Annotated in this window: 16 protein-coding genes; 11 read left to right on the plus strand and 5 right to left on the minus strand. The window is 65.6% G+C overall.

Annotated features, from left to right (window positions below; all coding sequences use genetic code 11):
- Positions 1–219 precede the first annotated feature (219 nt).
- Positions 220–1,173: an electron transfer flavoprotein subunit alpha/FixB family protein gene (locus tag ACJ70B_RS10605; RefSeq protein WP_408956955.1), complete on the minus strand. Its 954-nt coding sequence runs from the start codon at positions 1,171–1,173 to the stop codon at positions 220–222.
- A complete protein-coding gene (locus ACJ70B_RS10610; protein WP_408956956.1) occupies positions 1,170–1,961 on the minus strand; it encodes an electron transfer flavoprotein subunit beta/FixA family protein in 792 nt (263 codons plus the stop codon). The genes ACJ70B_RS10605 and ACJ70B_RS10610 overlap by 4 nt, the downstream gene beginning before the upstream one ends.
- Positions 1,962–2,167: 206 nt before the next feature.
- On the opposite strand from ACJ70B_RS10610, the gene ACJ70B_RS10615 reads away from it, so the two are divergent.
- The 7 genes from ACJ70B_RS10615 to ACJ70B_RS10645 all read left to right on the plus strand — a co-directional run bounded on the left by ACJ70B_RS10615 (position 2,168) and on the right by ACJ70B_RS10645 (position 7,913).
- Positions 2,168–2,629, plus strand: a complete 462-nt coding sequence (locus ACJ70B_RS10615; RefSeq protein WP_408956957.1) for a TRAM domain-containing protein — start codon at positions 2,168–2,170, stop codon at positions 2,627–2,629.
- A 169-nt stretch (positions 2,630–2,798) separates the two neighbouring features.
- On the plus strand, positions 2,799–3,791 hold the full coding sequence (locus ACJ70B_RS10620) for an MBL fold metallo-hydrolase (protein ID WP_408956958.1): 993 nt from the start codon (positions 2,799–2,801) through the stop codon (positions 3,789–3,791).
- A gap of 102 nt (positions 3,792–3,893) precedes the next feature.
- Positions 3,894–4,253 carry a hypothetical protein gene (locus tag ACJ70B_RS10625; protein WP_408956959.1) on the plus strand — a complete coding sequence of 120 codons (360 nt, stop codon included), beginning with the start codon at positions 3,894–3,896 and terminating at the stop codon, positions 4,251–4,253.
- Between the two features lie 176 nt (positions 4,254–4,429).
- Complete coding sequence (locus tag ACJ70B_RS10630; protein ID WP_408956960.1) at positions 4,430–4,888, plus strand: Tfx family DNA-binding protein; 459 nt, start codon at positions 4,430–4,432, stop codon at positions 4,886–4,888.
- A 219-nt stretch (positions 4,889–5,107) separates the two neighbouring features.
- A complete protein-coding gene (locus ACJ70B_RS10635; protein ID WP_408956961.1) occupies positions 5,108–5,893 on the plus strand; it encodes an SDR family oxidoreductase in 786 nt (261 codons plus the stop codon).
- Positions 5,894–5,942: 49 nt separating this feature from the next.
- Entirely contained in the window at positions 5,943–6,962 is a 1,020-nt protein-coding gene (locus ACJ70B_RS10640) for a hypothetical protein (protein WP_408956962.1), read from the plus strand.
- A gap of 54 nt (positions 6,963–7,016) precedes the next feature.
- Entirely contained in the window at positions 7,017–7,913 is an 897-nt protein-coding gene (locus ACJ70B_RS10645) for a DUF5518 domain-containing protein (RefSeq protein ID WP_408956963.1), read from the plus strand.
- Between the two features lie 53 nt (positions 7,914–7,966).
- Here the strand turns inward: ACJ70B_RS10645 and ubaA are convergent, their stop codons facing one another.
- The gene (gene ubaA, locus ACJ70B_RS10650) at positions 7,967–8,803 is read right to left on the minus strand and encodes an SAMP-activating enzyme E1 (protein WP_408956964.1); all 837 of its coding nucleotides are present in this window, start codon (positions 8,801–8,803) and stop codon (positions 7,967–7,969) included.
- Positions 8,804–8,938: 135 nt separating this feature from the next.
- On the opposite strand from ubaA, the gene ACJ70B_RS10655 reads away from it, so the two are divergent.
- The 3 genes from ACJ70B_RS10655 to ACJ70B_RS10665 all read left to right on the plus strand — a co-directional run bounded on the left by ACJ70B_RS10655 (position 8,939) and on the right by ACJ70B_RS10665 (position 12,585).
- Complete coding sequence (locus ACJ70B_RS10655) at positions 8,939–9,124, plus strand: HVO_0416 family zinc finger protein (RefSeq protein WP_408956965.1); 186 nt, start codon at positions 8,939–8,941, stop codon at positions 9,122–9,124.
- Between the two features lie 369 nt (positions 9,125–9,493).
- Complete coding sequence (locus ACJ70B_RS10660) at positions 9,494–11,365, plus strand: UvrD-helicase domain-containing protein (RefSeq protein ID WP_408956966.1); 1,872 nt, start codon at positions 9,494–9,496, stop codon at positions 11,363–11,365.
- A complete protein-coding gene (locus ACJ70B_RS10665) occupies positions 11,362–12,585 on the plus strand; it encodes a M24 family metallopeptidase (protein WP_408956967.1) in 1,224 nt (407 codons plus the stop codon). The genes ACJ70B_RS10660 and ACJ70B_RS10665 overlap by 4 nt, the downstream gene beginning before the upstream one ends.
- A 27-nt stretch (positions 12,586–12,612) precedes the next feature.
- Here ACJ70B_RS10665 and ACJ70B_RS10670 read toward each other — a convergent pair whose 3' ends face one another.
- A complete protein-coding gene (locus ACJ70B_RS10670; protein WP_408956968.1) occupies positions 12,613–12,864 on the minus strand; it encodes a hypothetical protein in 252 nt (83 codons plus the stop codon).
- Positions 12,865–13,016: 152 nt separating this feature from the next.
- Between ACJ70B_RS10670 and ACJ70B_RS10675 the strand changes: the two genes are divergently transcribed.
- The gene (locus ACJ70B_RS10675) at positions 13,017–13,625 is read left to right on the plus strand and encodes a riboflavin synthase (RefSeq protein ID WP_408956969.1); all 609 of its coding nucleotides are present in this window, start codon (positions 13,017–13,019) and stop codon (positions 13,623–13,625) included.
- 7 nt (positions 13,626–13,632) lie between these two features.
- On the opposite strand, the gene ACJ70B_RS10680 is transcribed toward ACJ70B_RS10675, so the two are convergent.
- On the minus strand, positions 13,633–14,652 hold the full coding sequence (locus ACJ70B_RS10680) for a PrsW family intramembrane metalloprotease (protein ID WP_408956970.1): 1,020 nt from the start codon (positions 14,650–14,652) through the stop codon (positions 13,633–13,635).
- Positions 14,653–14,703: the final 51 nt, after the last annotated feature.

Consider the following 14,703-nt stretch of genomic DNA (forward strand, 5'->3'; position numbering starts at 1 on the left):
TACAATTATGACATTTAGTGCAACAGATAGCGATGCTTACCGATTTCGAGGACCGTAATCCGTCGAACGGTCTGTTCCACGGTCGGTCTTCAGGTGCAGGGGCTTTTAGCGGAACGAGCCGCCGGCCGTGCAGCCACCGAGGAAAGCACCGTGGAGAGAAACGTAGAGTGGAAAGCGAGAAACCGCATCCGAGACGGTCGCGCCCGTCGTGTGAACCGACTATTGGAACTCGTCGATGAGTTCGGGGACGACGTCGAAGAGGTCGTCGTGGATCGCGTAGTCGGCGATGTCCATGATCGGGGCGTTGGGGTCCGTGTTGATCGCGACGATTGTGTCAGAGCCTTTCATGCCGGCGACGTGCTGGACCGCCCCGGAGATACCGATCGCGATGTAGACATCGGGCGTGACGACCTTCCCGGACTGGCCGACCTGCCGGTTTTTCGGGAGCCAGCCGTTGTCGACGATCGGACGAGACGAGGACAGCGTCGCGTCCAACGCGTCGGCGAGATCGCGAATCAGGTCGAGGTTCTCCTCTTCCTCGATCCCGCGGCCGATCGAGACCAGCAGGTCCGCTTCGCTGATGTCGACGTCGCCGCCGCCGACCTCCTCGAAGCCGGTCACCGTCGAGCCGATCGCGTCCTCGTCGATGTCGGCGTCGGCGGCTTCGATTGCGGCGTCGCCGGTGCCCTCCGCAGCGGGCCACTCGGCACCGCGGATCGTGACGATTGCGTCGCCGGAGAGTTCGGTGGTAGTTTCGACCTTGCCGCCGTACATCTCGCGGGTCGCGACGAGCGTCTCGCCGTCGGTCTCGAGGCCGACCGTGTCGGTGACGATCGGGAGGTCGAGTTCGGTGGCGATGGCGGGGGCGTAGTCGAGGCCGTTGACGCTGTTCGGGGTCAGGACGTACTGGGGCGCGAGTTCGTCGTAGAGCTGGGTGACCGCTTGCGCGTAGACGTCGTGGTTGAACTCCTCGCCGTGGTCGACGGTGTGGATGGTGTCGACGCCGTCGCGGTCGAGCTTCTCGGCGAACTCGTCGACGGTGCCGCTGATGACGGCCAGATGGAGGTCGCCGCCGGTCTCGTCGACGAGGTCGCGGCCGGCAGTGATGAGTTCGTAACTGACGTCGCGCAGTTCGCCGCGGCGGTGGTCTGCGACCGCGAGGACGTCGCTCATTGTGCCACCCCCTTGTCGCGGAGCAGTTCACCGAGCTCCGATGCGGTCTCGTCGGCGCTGCCTTCCCAGACGGTGACGTCGCTCTCGCTTTCGGGTTCGTACATCTCCGTCAGCTCGAGGTCGCCCTCGACGGCGCTCTCGTCGACGCCGATGTCGGCGAGGCTCTGGACGTCGAGTTCCTTGCGCTGGGCCTGTCGGATACCCCGGAGGCTGGCGTAGCGAGGTTCGTTGATCCCCGTCTGAATCGTCAGCACCGCCGGCAACTCGATCTCGGTCAGCTCCTCGACGCCGCCCTCGAGTTCACGGCGAACCGAGGCGACCCCGTCGTCGAGGTCGTGCTCGAGGTGGTTGACGACGGCACCCCACTGGTAGCCGATGTTCTCGGCGACGGAGACGCCGGTCGCGGCGAAGCTGTCGTCGCCGGCCTGGACGCCGCTGAGTACGAGGTCGGGATCCTCGGCTTCGACGACGGCGCTCAGAATCTCGGTCTTCGCGCCGACGTCCAGTAGGTCGACGCCCTCGAGGGAGTCGTCCCAGACGCGGATGGCGCGGTCGGCGCCCTTCGCCAGCGCCTGCCGGATGGTCTGTTCGCAGTCTTCGGGACCGATCGTGACGGTCACGACCTCGTCAGCGATACCGTCCTCTTGGAGCTGGACAGCCTCCTCGATGGCGTAATCGTCCCACTCGTTAAGATCGGCTCCGAGATACTGGTCCGCGATATCGGTGCCCTGAATTTCGAACTCGTCTTCGACGGTCGCCACCTCTTTGACCGTAACGAGAATTTTCATCATATCTCACTGCAACGCCCATACCGTAAACCTTTTCGAAACGCAGCGTCCCGGAGAAGTCGTTCAGTTACCACATTTCGGCTATTATTTTATCGACGTTACGGTCGGTGTCGATTCGGCCGACATTCGCTACCAGCGTTTCACGAAAACGCGTTCGGAATACGGAAGACGGAAACGGTTTAACGCCACCGCTAGTAGTACGGAGCATGGCAGACTGTCCACTCGCCGATGACTGTCCGAGCTTCTCCGAACGGATCTCGGGAATGGGGTGTCAACACTACGGTGACCGGGGTGGTAAGGAGTGGTGTAACCACTACAGCCAGCCGATCGAGGACCTCAAAACGCAGCCGGTCAAACCCGGCGAGGAGGTCATCATCGACGTCGTCGATATGCACGAAAGCGGTGCCGGCGTCGGCCGGACCGAGGACGGGTTCATCGTAATGGTCGACGGCGTCCTGCCGGACGCTCGCGCTCGAGTCGAGATTACGCAAGTTCACAGCAATCACGCTCGCGCGGAGGAACTAGAACTCCTCCCGATGGAACCCGACGAGGACGAAACCGAGGAACCGACTGGCGTGGTCGACGCCGAAGACGACGGCGACTCGGACGATGACGACGGCCCGGCACGAGAGCGCCTCGGTAGCCGCGAGAACTTCTGGGGCTCCTAACCTGCCCCGCAGTGGACAGTCAGCGGCAGCGTTCGCGCTCGAGTCTCCTGCCATCGCGTTTTGCGCCCGGTTTTTGCGCGGCTATTGCGTCACTTCGTACGGCCGGTTCCGCCGCTCGTGACGTTCCGCTTCAGACAACGTTTTCTCGCTACCCATGTGATGTGGGTCCATGGAACGAATCTCGTTATCGAATTCGGCGTTCGAGGGAGACAACAACGCCTATCTGTTTACAGCGGGTGCGGAAACGGTCCTGATCGACACCGGCGACTGGATGGCTACAACCCGCGAACAACTCGAGGCGGCGCTTTCCGAGCGTGGCCTCGCGTTCGCCGATGTCGACCGTATCTTCCTCACTCACTGGCACCACGACCACTGCGGGCTGGCCGGCGAGATTCAGGCCGAGAGCGGGGCCGACGTGTACGCTCACGCTGCCGACGCGGCGCTGATCGAGGGGGATGAGGACGCCTGGACGGCGATGTACGATCGGCAGAAACACTACTTCGAGGAGTGGGGGATGCCCGAAGACCGACAGGAGGTCCTGCTCGAGCGGATGACCGACGGCGAGACGACGGTCGAACCGCCGACCGTCACCCCATTCGAGGACGGCGAGACGTTCGCGGTCGGCGACACCGAACTCGAGGTCATTCATACGTCCGGGCACGCGGCCGGCCTCAGCATGTTCGAGGCGGCGATCGACGGCGAACGGCAGGTTTTCTCCGGCGACGCGCTGTTGCCCGTCTACACGCCCAACGTCGGCGGCGCGGACGTTCGGGTCGACCGGCCGCTCGAGAAGTATCTCCGGGCGTTGCGAGGAATCGTCGAGGCCGAGTATGACCGCGCGTGGCCGGGCCACCGCGATCCGATCGACGACCCCGCTGACCGCGCCCAGCACATCATCGATCACCACGAGGAGCGCTCTTGGCGCGTCCTCGACGCTCTCGATCGTAACGGGCCCTGTGACACGTGGACGGTCAGTGCCGACTTGTTCGGCGATCTTGACGGAATTCACATCCTCCACGGCCCGGGCGAATCGTACGCGCATCTCGAGCACCTAGAGCGGGCGGACACCGTCGTCCGCGACGGAACGGAGTATCGGCTGGCCGACGGCGTCGCCGATAGACTCGCCGCGACCGATGCGAACCGCTGGGCCCTCGAGTACTGACACCGCTGAGGCGACATCCGTCACTTCGCCGATCGGTTCTCGCTTCGGCGGCCGTGTGATACCGAGAAGTTTTTACTCGAAGGCGAGTTATGGTTTAGTACGATGTGGCAAGACTTCGTCTTCCTCGCCGGTAGCGCCCTCTCGATCGCATTCCTCGCGCCGACGGTACGCGATGCGACGGCTCGAATCCCCCTCGGCTCGAGCGTTCCATCGATGACGATCGGAGCGATTTACGCGTTCACGTACGCGACGATGGGAATGTCTTTCTCGGCGGCCGGCTCGCTCGGCGTCGCGACCATGTGGTCGCTGATCGTCTGCTATCGCTCGCCCGGTCCCCACGACGGTCCTGCAAACGTCGTTCGGTTCGCCCGCTCGGCGGTGCGCCGGGCCTACGAGTCCGTGCTTGGGTCCCCGACCGACTCCGATCCCGATCCGGTCGCGGCCGGCCAGTCGGCAGACTAATCGCTTTTCGTCGTTGTTCTCGCCGATAGTCCCCGAGCATCCGCACCCGCCGGCCCCGTGGTTCGCTACGAACGCGGGTCGACGACGGTCGGTGCCGAGACCGTGGAAGCTTTGATCCCACCAGTTCTAGCCCCTGTCATGCGCGTGCGAACCTGCGGTATGGGGGTGAGGGGTGCGTGATCGACGACATCGAGGAACTCCTCGAGGAGATCGGCTTCGAGGCCGAGACGAGCGTACTGACTCACCGCCAAGCGCAGGTCCTCGCCTTACGTGAACGCGGCGTCTCGCAGGCTGACATCGCCCAAGGACTGGGTACCTCGCGAGCGAACGTCTCCTCGATCGAGTCTAGCGCTCGCGAAAACGTAGCGAAAGCCCGCGAGACGGTCGCGTTCGCGGAGGCGCTTCGCGCGCCGGTTCGCGTCCGCGTTCCGGCCGGGACCGACCTCTACGACGTGCCACAGATGGTCTATGACGCCTGTGATGAGGCCGGCGTCAAGGTCGACCACACCGCGCCGGATCTGATGAAAGTCGTCAGCGACGCCGCGGGGTCGGCCGTCTCCGGTCGGCAGGTGTCGACGCCGCTGATCGTCGGCGTCACGTCAGAAGGGATGGTCCGCGTCCGCCATCAGGACTGATCCGCGGACGTGGCTTCGTCGCCGCTAACTCTCCGTGGTGCTGTCAGTACCGGTCAGTCGGACGTTGCTGTTTCATAGACGGCCACTCCGGAGACGAGCGCGGTCATCAGCCCCACACCTGCGCCGATCGACGTGCCTCTCTGATGCGTGACCGCCGCTGTCTCTGGGGCGTCTGCCGATTCCCCGGGTGATTTGTATGTTCCCAGCGTCGGCCCCCGTATGGAGTTCGATCTGGACGGTAATTCGGCACTGGTCACCGCCGCCTCGAGCGGGCTCGGCTTTGCGAGCGCGCAGGCGCTCGCCGAGGAGGGTGCAAACGTCGCGATCTGCGGCCGCGACGAACAACGGCTCGAATCGGCTCGCGATGAACTCGTCGAGACGGGATCGGGCGATGTCCTCGCCGTACAGGCGGATCTGACCGATCCCGACGACGTGTCACACCTCGTCCGCGAGACGGTCGACGCCTTTGGCGGGCTCGATCACCTCGTCACCTCCTCGGGCGGCCCGCCGAGTACAACCTTCCTCGAGACAGACGAACAGGACTGGTACCAGGCCTACGACCTGCTGGTGATGAGCGTCGTCTGGACGATCGAGGAGAGCTACGAGGACTTGCTCGACTCCGAGTACGGGACGATCACCTGCATCACCTCGCGAACGGTCCGAGAGGTCGCGGACGGCCTCCTGCTCTCGAATTCGGTTCGTCGGGGGGTAATCGGCCTCGTCAAGACGGTCTCGCGGGAGTTCGCCCCCGAGATCCGGGCCAACGCGGTCCTCCCGGGGACGATCGAGACGGCCCGGATCGAGGAACTCGTCGAGGCCGGCGTCGAGCGCGGCACGCACGACGACTACGAGGCGGGACTGGAAGCGATGGCCAGCGAGATTCCGATGGAGCGCATCGGCGAACCCCGCGAACTCGGCGACGTCGTGGCCTTTCTCTCGAGTCCGCGCTCGAGTTTCGTCAACGGGGCCGAGGTGCCGATCGACGGCGGGCTTCTACGGAGCTGACAGGTCTCGAATCGTAACTCTCTCGGTTCCCCTCCGACGAGGAGGTGCCGTGTACGGTCGGGTTCAGGTGGCTGGATACGTCGCATTGCTGGTGACGCCCGCCGCGTTGCTCTTCAGTGCCGCTCGCGCACCGGCGAACCCGCTGCTCGGAACGGGTGTTGTTCCGCTCGGAATCGTTCTCGCCGGAACCGTCGTCGCTGCGACGGAGCGTCGCCGGCTCGCGCCGTTCGATGCGCCCAGCTTCGATCGAGCGGACGCCGTCGACGCGCTCGCAGTCGCGGCCGGTGCCATCGTCACGTACGTGCTGAGCGTCGACGCCGGTCTCGGCCCAGTACTCGCTTCCGCGCTCGTCGGTCTGGTCGTCGGCCGCGCCGCGCCGCGGATCGACGGCCCGGTCTACTGCGGGTCGTTCGTCGGGATGGTTTCACCGGCGGTATTTCCGTCGTTCGAGTCGGTCGCGCTGGCGGGACTCATCGCCGGTCTCGCGTTCGTCGCTACGGCGCAATCGTTCGGCGGTTTCGGCGGGAAATACGGGACGCTCGCGCTCTTTGGCTGCGCTTCGACGACCGCGTTGACGGGCTCTGACTTCGCCGCCGGTGGTGCGCTCGAGTGGGGACTCGCCCCGGTGATCGTTCCGACGGCGGTCGTCGCTGCGGTTGCGACGGTCGGCCTCCGCACTCGCGCCGGCGCGAGTGCGGTCGTCGCCTCCGCGGCGGTCGGTGTCGTTGCCGGCGTCGGCTTCCCCCTCGCCGTGCCAGCGCTGGGATCGACGCTGGCCGTCGTTTCCTTCTGTGCCTCGTTCGTCGGGATGTCGAGTGCCGAGCGGTTAGCATCGATATGGCAGATCGCCGGAGCCGGCTTCCTCTGTGGCCTCGTCTTTCTCGCGGTCTCCCCCGTGCTGGTCGGCGCAGGCGGCAAACTCGGAACGACCGCGTTCGCTTCGTGCGTCGCACTGGCCGGCGTTCTGGAGTCACCCGCCGTCGTTCGGTCGGGCGTGCATCGCTTTGGGTCGACCCAGAACGGTCAGTCCGACGCACTCGAGAATGCGGCCATGTCGGATGACGACTAGTTGGATCTACAACAACTTCAGTGAGCGCCGTGTAATGGCGAGTGAGCGACTACGATGTCTCCAATTCGCACTATCGTCGCGGAGCTGACCGACGAGCGCTTTCGCGCGGCGCTCCTCCTCGGAGTCGCGTCGATTCCGTTCACCGTCGTCCTCTCGTGGGAGTCCGCGCCGACTTCAGTTTCGGGGACGGCCGTCTTCGTCGCCGGCCTGCTTACCGGCCTCCACTACGCCGATCGCTCGGCCGAGAACGGCGATGTCGGCCCGCTCGAGGGGTATCGTTACGGTAAGCGACCGGCCGCGAGCCACAGAGCAGGGATCGTCACCGGAATCGCCGGATCTGTCCCCGCAGTGCTCTGGGCGGTCGCTCACATGCTCCCCCTCGCACGGTCCCTGTCAACATGGTGGGCCGTGATCGCTGTCCTCCTGATCCCGATCGCCGTCTCGATCGGCGTCGGGCTGTTCGCCCTGATTGGGGCGTTCGGTGCCTACGTGGGCGACTGGGTGGTCGACCGGGTCGATCGGGCTCGGACGGCGTTGCGAGCGGGCGAAGAGCCAGACGGTGATGCCGCTGGCTGGTGGCGGTACGTTGCCGCGTACTGTCTCTTCGCCCCGGCGGTGTTGCTCTCCGTGTTCGGCGTCCGGCCCGACGGCGATGCCGGATTCGCCCTCTCTGTTCTGGCGCTGTTCGTGCTCGTTCCGTTCTCCGTCGTCGCCGCCGTCGCGCTCTTCGAGGACGCGGTCGCCCTTCGAAAAGTGAGGCGCGACTGGGTGCCGAATCACTGGGCGTACGTCGGCGTGCCGCTTGCCGCGTACGCGCTCGTCTATCTGGGAGCGACGGTCCTGCAGTCGGCGAACCCGTCGGGAGACGGCGTGTACGGATTCATCGTCGCGCTCTGGCTCTCGTCGGTCGTCTATCTGAACGGCAGACACCGGCACGTCGGCACGCCGTAACGGTCGTCGCGTCGACGCTCGGCCCGACGAATTGGCCGTCTTCACGGTGGTGTTCAGTCCGCCGAAATCTCGCAGGTTCCCTCGTAGGCCACATCGCCGACGGACTCGATCTCCGGATCGTCCCCACAAACCGGACAGGCCGGGTTCGACTGCATCGGCACTTCCTCGAAGCTCATGTCCATCGCATCGTACATCAGGAGTCGCCCCTCGAGCAGGTCGCCGTTCTCGAGCAGGTACTTGACGACCTCGGTGGCTTGGATGCAGCCGACGGTGCCGGGGAGGACCCCGAGGACGCCCGTCGTGGCGCAGTCGGGGACGGTGCCGGGTTCGGGCGCTTCGGGGAAGAGACAGCGGTAACACGGCGGCGATTCGTCGCCACCGCGCTCGTTCGTGAACGTCGTCACCTGCCCCTCGAACCGGTAGATCGCGCCGTGGGAGAGCGGCGTCTCGGTGAGCACGCAGTGGTCGTTGAGCAGGTAGCGCGTGGCGAAGTTGTCGCTGGCGTCGAGGACCACGTCGTAACCCGCGACCAGCTCTTCGGCGGTGTCTGCGGTGACGCGAGTCTCGTAGGTCTCGACCTCGATGTCCGGATTCAGCCGCTCGACGTAGTCGGCCGCGCTCTCGACTTTCGGGCGGCCGACATCCGCGTCTCCGTGGACGATCTGGCGTTGGAGGTTCGAGCGCTCGACGACGTCGTCGTCGGCGATTCCCAGCCGACCGACGCCGGCCGCGGCGAGGTACTGGATCGCCGGTGAACCCAGTCCACCTGCACCGACGATCAGGACCGATCCCTCGAGCAGGCGCTGTTGCCCTTCGGGGCCAATCTCGTCCATGATGACGTGTCTCGAGTAGCGGTCGAGTTGAGTCGTGTCGAGGCGAAGATCGCTCATACGTCTCGATTGGGCCGAGATCGGCAAAAGTCCGCGGGTCGGATCTCCGTCGCCGAGTCGGACCGTTCGACCGACTTGGAGGCAGTATCTTCACCCACCCAACGATTTAATACTGTGGCACCCATTCACACGATTATGGCAACCTCACCCACGGATGCCGGTGACGACGTCATCGATCAATTTCTGTCCGACCGCGGTCATTCGGTCGAACAAGTAGGGTGGGAACGGGAGTATAACAAGAAGCAGTGTCCGGAGTGTGGCGGACTCCACGACACGTCAGCGAGTGCTTGTACCGTCTGCGGGTGGGAACCCACGTCGTAACGCCACGTTTCGGGCCTCCCGCCCACGTTGCGTTCCATTCTGCCATCGCCGTCGGTCGCGTTCGTCGCGGTCGCCCATCTGTTTTTATCACTGGAGATTCGGTACAATTATAATGTATTACCGACTATCAGTAACTGAGAATACCTATGCCGAAATGCCAGAACTGCGGCGGATTCGTCACCGACGCGTACGCTCGGGTATTTACGCCACGAGGCGTCGACGACCCACGCGTCTGCCCGGACTGTCAGGACAAAATCCGCGACGGTGCTGACGTCCGAGAGGCCCGCTCTCCGCGCGATCCGTAGCCGTTTGGCTTCTGTCGACGAAGACCCACGTCACTTATGGGCGTCGCGCTCTTGTACAGGTACAATGGCTACGACGGATACGACGGTCACCCGCCTGTTCGGTGGTCCGGGAAGCGGCAAGACCACGGCCCTTCTCGACCACGTCGAAGACATCCTCGAGCAGGACGGCGTTACCTTCCGGGACATTCTCGTCGTTTCGTATACGCGTGCGGCAGCACAGGAGGTTCGGGAACGACTCGCCGACCGCCTCGACGAGAGCCCGCGTGCACTGCAAGGGAACGTCTGTACGATGCACGCGAAGGCATACGAGCTACTCGACCTCTCTCGAAGCGACGTCATCGGCGAATCCGATAAAGAGGACTTTTGTGAGGAGTACGGACTCGAGTACGAAGACGAGTATTCGGGTGCCGGCCGCCGGACCGCCCGATCGACGACGATCGGCAACAAGGTCATCGCGACCAGCCAGTGGCTCCAGCGGACCAGCCGCGACGTCTCCGACTGGTACGACGTCCCGTTTCAGTGGGACGAGGAAGAGGTCCGCCTCCCGCCCGAAATCGACCCGAACGCCCAGGAGGGGAACAAGTACACGCCGACCTGGCCGAGCGACGACGACCGGATCGACGTTCCCGAGGCGATCCGCGGCTGGCGCACCTACAAGGGCGAAGAGGGGAAAATCGGCTTCGCCGACATGTTAGAGCGCGTCAAACAGCGCTCACTACTGCCGAGCGTCGACTACCTCGTGATCGACGAGTTCCAGGACATCACCACCCTCCAGTACGACGTCTACGAGGAGTGGAAACCCTACATGGAGCAGGTCCTGATCGCCGGCGACGACGATCAGGTCGTCTACTCCTGGCAGGGGGCCGATCCCGCGCTCTTGCTTGAGGAGGAGGTCGACGAAGACATCATCCTTCCTAACTCGTATCGCCTGCCGTCGAACGTTCTCAACGCGGTCAACAAGGAAATTCGTCACATCGACCAGCGCCAGGACAAGGACCTCAAGCCCCGCAAGGAAGGCGGCGCCGTAGAGGCGCGAACGAACGCCTCGATGCTCGACGTCGTCCGGATGGTCCGTCGCACCCTCGCCCAGGGCGACGGTACCATCATGGTGTTGTTCCGGGCCCGCTACCAGATGTTCCAGTTCATCGACGAGTTCATCACCGAGGGCGTCCCCTTCACCTCGCTGACCGACCAGCGGATGTGGACCGACCGACTCACCCAGTACGTCCGCGCAGTCGAGGCGGTCGACGCGGGCGAGGACGTCACCGGATTGCAGGCCCGCCGACTCGCGGACATGCTCCAGGAGTCGGCGTTTGGCACCAACGAGCGCGACGCGCTCTTCGACGAGATCGATGAGCGCCAGGAGGAGGCCGGCATCGACGACCTCGAGGACCTCATGATCCCCGCGTCGGTCGTCGAAGACCACGCTCCCTTCATGCCCGGTCCCGCCTCGGCGTCGGACATGCTCCGGAAAGTCACTAACTTCCAGAAGAAGAGCGTCCGATCCTACTTCGCGATCGGCGAGTATCAGGGGACGGACACCGACCGCGTCCGCGTTGGGACCATCCACTCGGCGAAGGGTCGCGAGGCCGACCACGTCTTCGTCGGCACCGATCTCACCGAGAAGGTCGTCGAGCAGATGGTCGCCACCGTCGACGACCCCGAGGACATCCCCGGCTGCGAGGAGTTTACCAAGACCACGTCGCCCGTTCCCGTCCTGACCGACAACGAGCGCCGCGTCTTCTATGTCGGCATGTCTCGAGCCCGCGAGCGCCTCTTCTTGCTCGAGAACCTCGTCGACGGCGCGCCAACGCTCCCGGTCGACGTCCTGCTCGAGAACCGCCTGACCGACTCGACGCTCGAGGAACTGATCGAGCAGGCCCAAGAGCCCGATGCGGAGTCCGACGCCGACGAGGTCGAAGCCGAAGCGCCGTGACCGATCGGACCGACCGCGGTCGTGTGGCCGCCGATACCGACGCCGACGAGGTCGCTCCCGAACGCCGCGACCGCGCGACCACCGTCCTCTCGGCGACGCTCGATGACCGTGAAGCGACGGCGTTCGTCCACGTCGGCACCGACCGCGATCCCATCGTGCAGTACTGCTGTCGGACGCCGTCGACCGTCCACACCGCCGTCGGATCGGCGCTCCGACGAGGATCGCGAGCTACCGGATCGCTCACCGCCGTTGCCTACGACGGCGTCGAGCGCGAGTGGCTCGTCCGGTCGACGGCCGACGAATCGGGGGGCCATCCCGCCGATCGGCTCGCCGCCGCCCTCACAGAGCGCGGCCGCGAGGGGACCCTTCTGGCCCCAGCGCACATCCCCCACGACGCGGCGCTCTACCTCGAGAACAGAGGGTTCGATCTCGCCTCGACGGACGCCATAGAGCGGGCGCGGGCCGCGAAAACGGGCGGCGAGCGCGAACGCATCGCGGCCGCCCAGCAGGCTGCCGGCGCCGGAATCCGGCAGGCCGCATCGCTGCTGGCCGACGCGACGGTCGTCGACGGGCGACTCGCGATCCCCGGCGACAGCGGCGAAGGGAACGATGCCGATCCCGTCCCCCTGACGCGGGCTCGATTGCGGATCGCCATCGACGAGGCCGTCGTCGCCGCGGGCGCGTTCCCCGACGGCAACACTGCCGTCGACCCTCGCTCCGACGCGGACCGCGACGATACCGTGCTCCGACCCGGTGACCCGATCGTTCTCGAGACGACGCCGCGAGAGCCGGCGGGTTACTACGGAGGCCTCGTCCGGACGCTCGTCGTCGATCCCGACGGCGGTCGGGAGCGCCGGGCTCACGTCGCCGTCACCCAGTCGTTTCGCTCCGCACGGTCGATGCTGACCGCCGGCGCGGAGTCCGTGACCGCCGTTGCTGCCGATCTCGAGGCGGAGGTACGCTCGTTCGGTTTCGGCGACGGCGATGCGGTCGAGACGCGCGTCACCGGCGTCGGACTCGAGCCGAGCGAGCGGCCGATCGACGGCGGCGACACGCTCGACGCCGGGACCGTGGCCCGCCTCGACGTGGCCGCACGCGTCGATGACGAGACGTGGCTCCGGATCGCGGACGTCGTGGCGGTCAACGACGAGGGCGAGCGCCCGGACTGGCTCGCGGCTCCGTCGCAGTCGCTCGAGCCGGCGGCGATACTCGAGGAGTAGGCTGGGTGGCCGGTTTTCGCCCGGTCGTTATCGGTCGTCGTCCGAGTCGGGCTCCGGCTCTTTCGCGACCGTTCCGACGACCTGCTTGGCCAGGTGCTCGGGGACATCCGTCGGGAGCGTGAGCCAGTGTTGGACGGCGACGAGCCCGATCGCGAGCGCGACCAGCGTCGCGCCGAACGTCGTCTGTCCCGCGACCAGCAACTGGAGTCCGGCGAGTCCGGCGGGAATCGCGAAGACGAGGGTTCCCGCGAGTTTGATCGTGTCGATGATACCGGCCATCGGGCTGGGATAGGTCGGGTACCGACAAAAGGACGACGGGTGGCGCGGCGGTGTCGATCGACCGCTCGAGAACCTCGCCACCGATACGACGGATCCGGAACGCGTTGCCCGGACCCGGAACGGCTTTCCCCCGTCGCCCGCCACCTGTAGGTATGTTTACGGGGATCGTCGAGGAGATCGGCGAGATCGTCGCTCGAGAGCGGACCGACGACGGCCTCCGCCTGCGGATCGGGGCCGACGATGTCGCGACGGGGCTCGAACACGGCCAGAGTATCAGCGTCAGCGGCGCGTGTCTCACGGTCGAGCGGTATTCGGAAGGCGAGTGGTTCGAGGTCTTTCTGGCGACCGAGACCGTCGAGCGGACGTCTCTCGGCGAACTCGACGCTGGCGCTTCGGTCAACCTCGAACGGGCAATGCCGGCCGACGGCCGCTTCGACGGCCACGTCGTGCAGGGCCACGTCGACGCGGTCGCGACCGTGACGGCTATCGAATCGGTCGACGAAGACTGGTTCTTCGAGTTCGACCTGCCCGAGGGGTACGAGCGCTACGTCGTCGAGAAGGGGTCGATCACGCTCGACGGCATCAGTCTAACCGTCGCCGATCTCGACACCGAGCGCGGTCGGGTGACTGTCGCGATCGTTCCGACGACGTACGACCTGACCACGCTCTCGGCGAAAGAACCCGGCGATCCGGTCCACCTCGAGGTCGACGTGCTCGCGAAGTACGTCGAACGGCTGCTCGAGGCGCGATTCGAGGACTGACGCCGTTTTAGCGCTGCGGCGGGTCGAACTCCGTTAACTCCGGCGGCGAAACGCTCTCGGCGTCGTCCCTGACGGCGCGGTATGTGCGTCGGTATCGCGAGAGTTTCCGGTAGAGGTAGTAGCCGATCGCGGCGTCGTAGACGATCACGTAGCCGACGAACGCGAGGCCGTAGCCGATCGTCGGGAGCGCGGTCGCGATGAGGCCAGGGACGATACCGACCGTGACGTTGTACGTGCCGTGGACGAACGCCGCCACAAGCAGCCCCTTGAGAACGATCGGACCGGCGTCGTCGGGGTTGAACTTCGCCAGCCCGAGGTAGTAGCCCGCGATCGCGGAGTAGATGACGTGTCCGGGACCGGTCAGCGCCCGGACCGTCGTGATCCCGCTGGCGGTGACGAGGATGCTGGTCTCGGGATTCGCCTCGCCGATGACGCGGCTGATATAGAGCGCGTTCTCGATGGCCGCGAAGCCAAGTCCGGCGACGGCTCCATAGACCGCGCCGTCGATGACGGCGTCGAAACTGTCCTTCTGATAGGCGAAGACCTGAACGGCGAGTAGTTTCACCGTCTCCTCGACGGGGCCGACGATCAGGTAGAAAAAGAGGGCGGTGCCGCCGATGCCGAGCAGCGTCGCGGTGACCGAGTTGATGACCGCCGCGAACGTCGCGAACAGCACCGAGAGCAGGAAGGTCACGACGAGCAGCCAGAGCGGTTCGTTCGTCGTGACGTCGGCGTACCAGATATACCCCGCGAGTAGCCCTGCAGGGACGACCGAGAGCGCGAAGAAGGCGGCGACGAACGGATCTCGCACGACGACCGCGGCCGGCGAGACCAGCAGGACGAGCGTGATCGCGATCGCGATCAACAGGACGAGCGCCCGAAACCCGTAGCTGACCGCGGTGTAGATCGCGTACGCGAGCAGATCGGCGGCCGATCGCGCCTCCCACGTTGAGACGTCGTAGAGGTCCGTCGATCCGTCGCCGTTTCGCTCCTCGGCACGTTCGATCGGATCGCGCCTGCGCTGCATGGTCGTCCGTACGAGCGCCCGACCGGTATAGGTTCGGCAAGCGGTGACTCG

Origin of the sequence: Natrinema sp. 74, assembly GCF_046097095.1 — an archaeon.
In the GTDB taxonomy this organism is placed as follows: Archaea; Halobacteriota; Halobacteria; order Halobacteriales; family Natrialbaceae; genus Natrinema.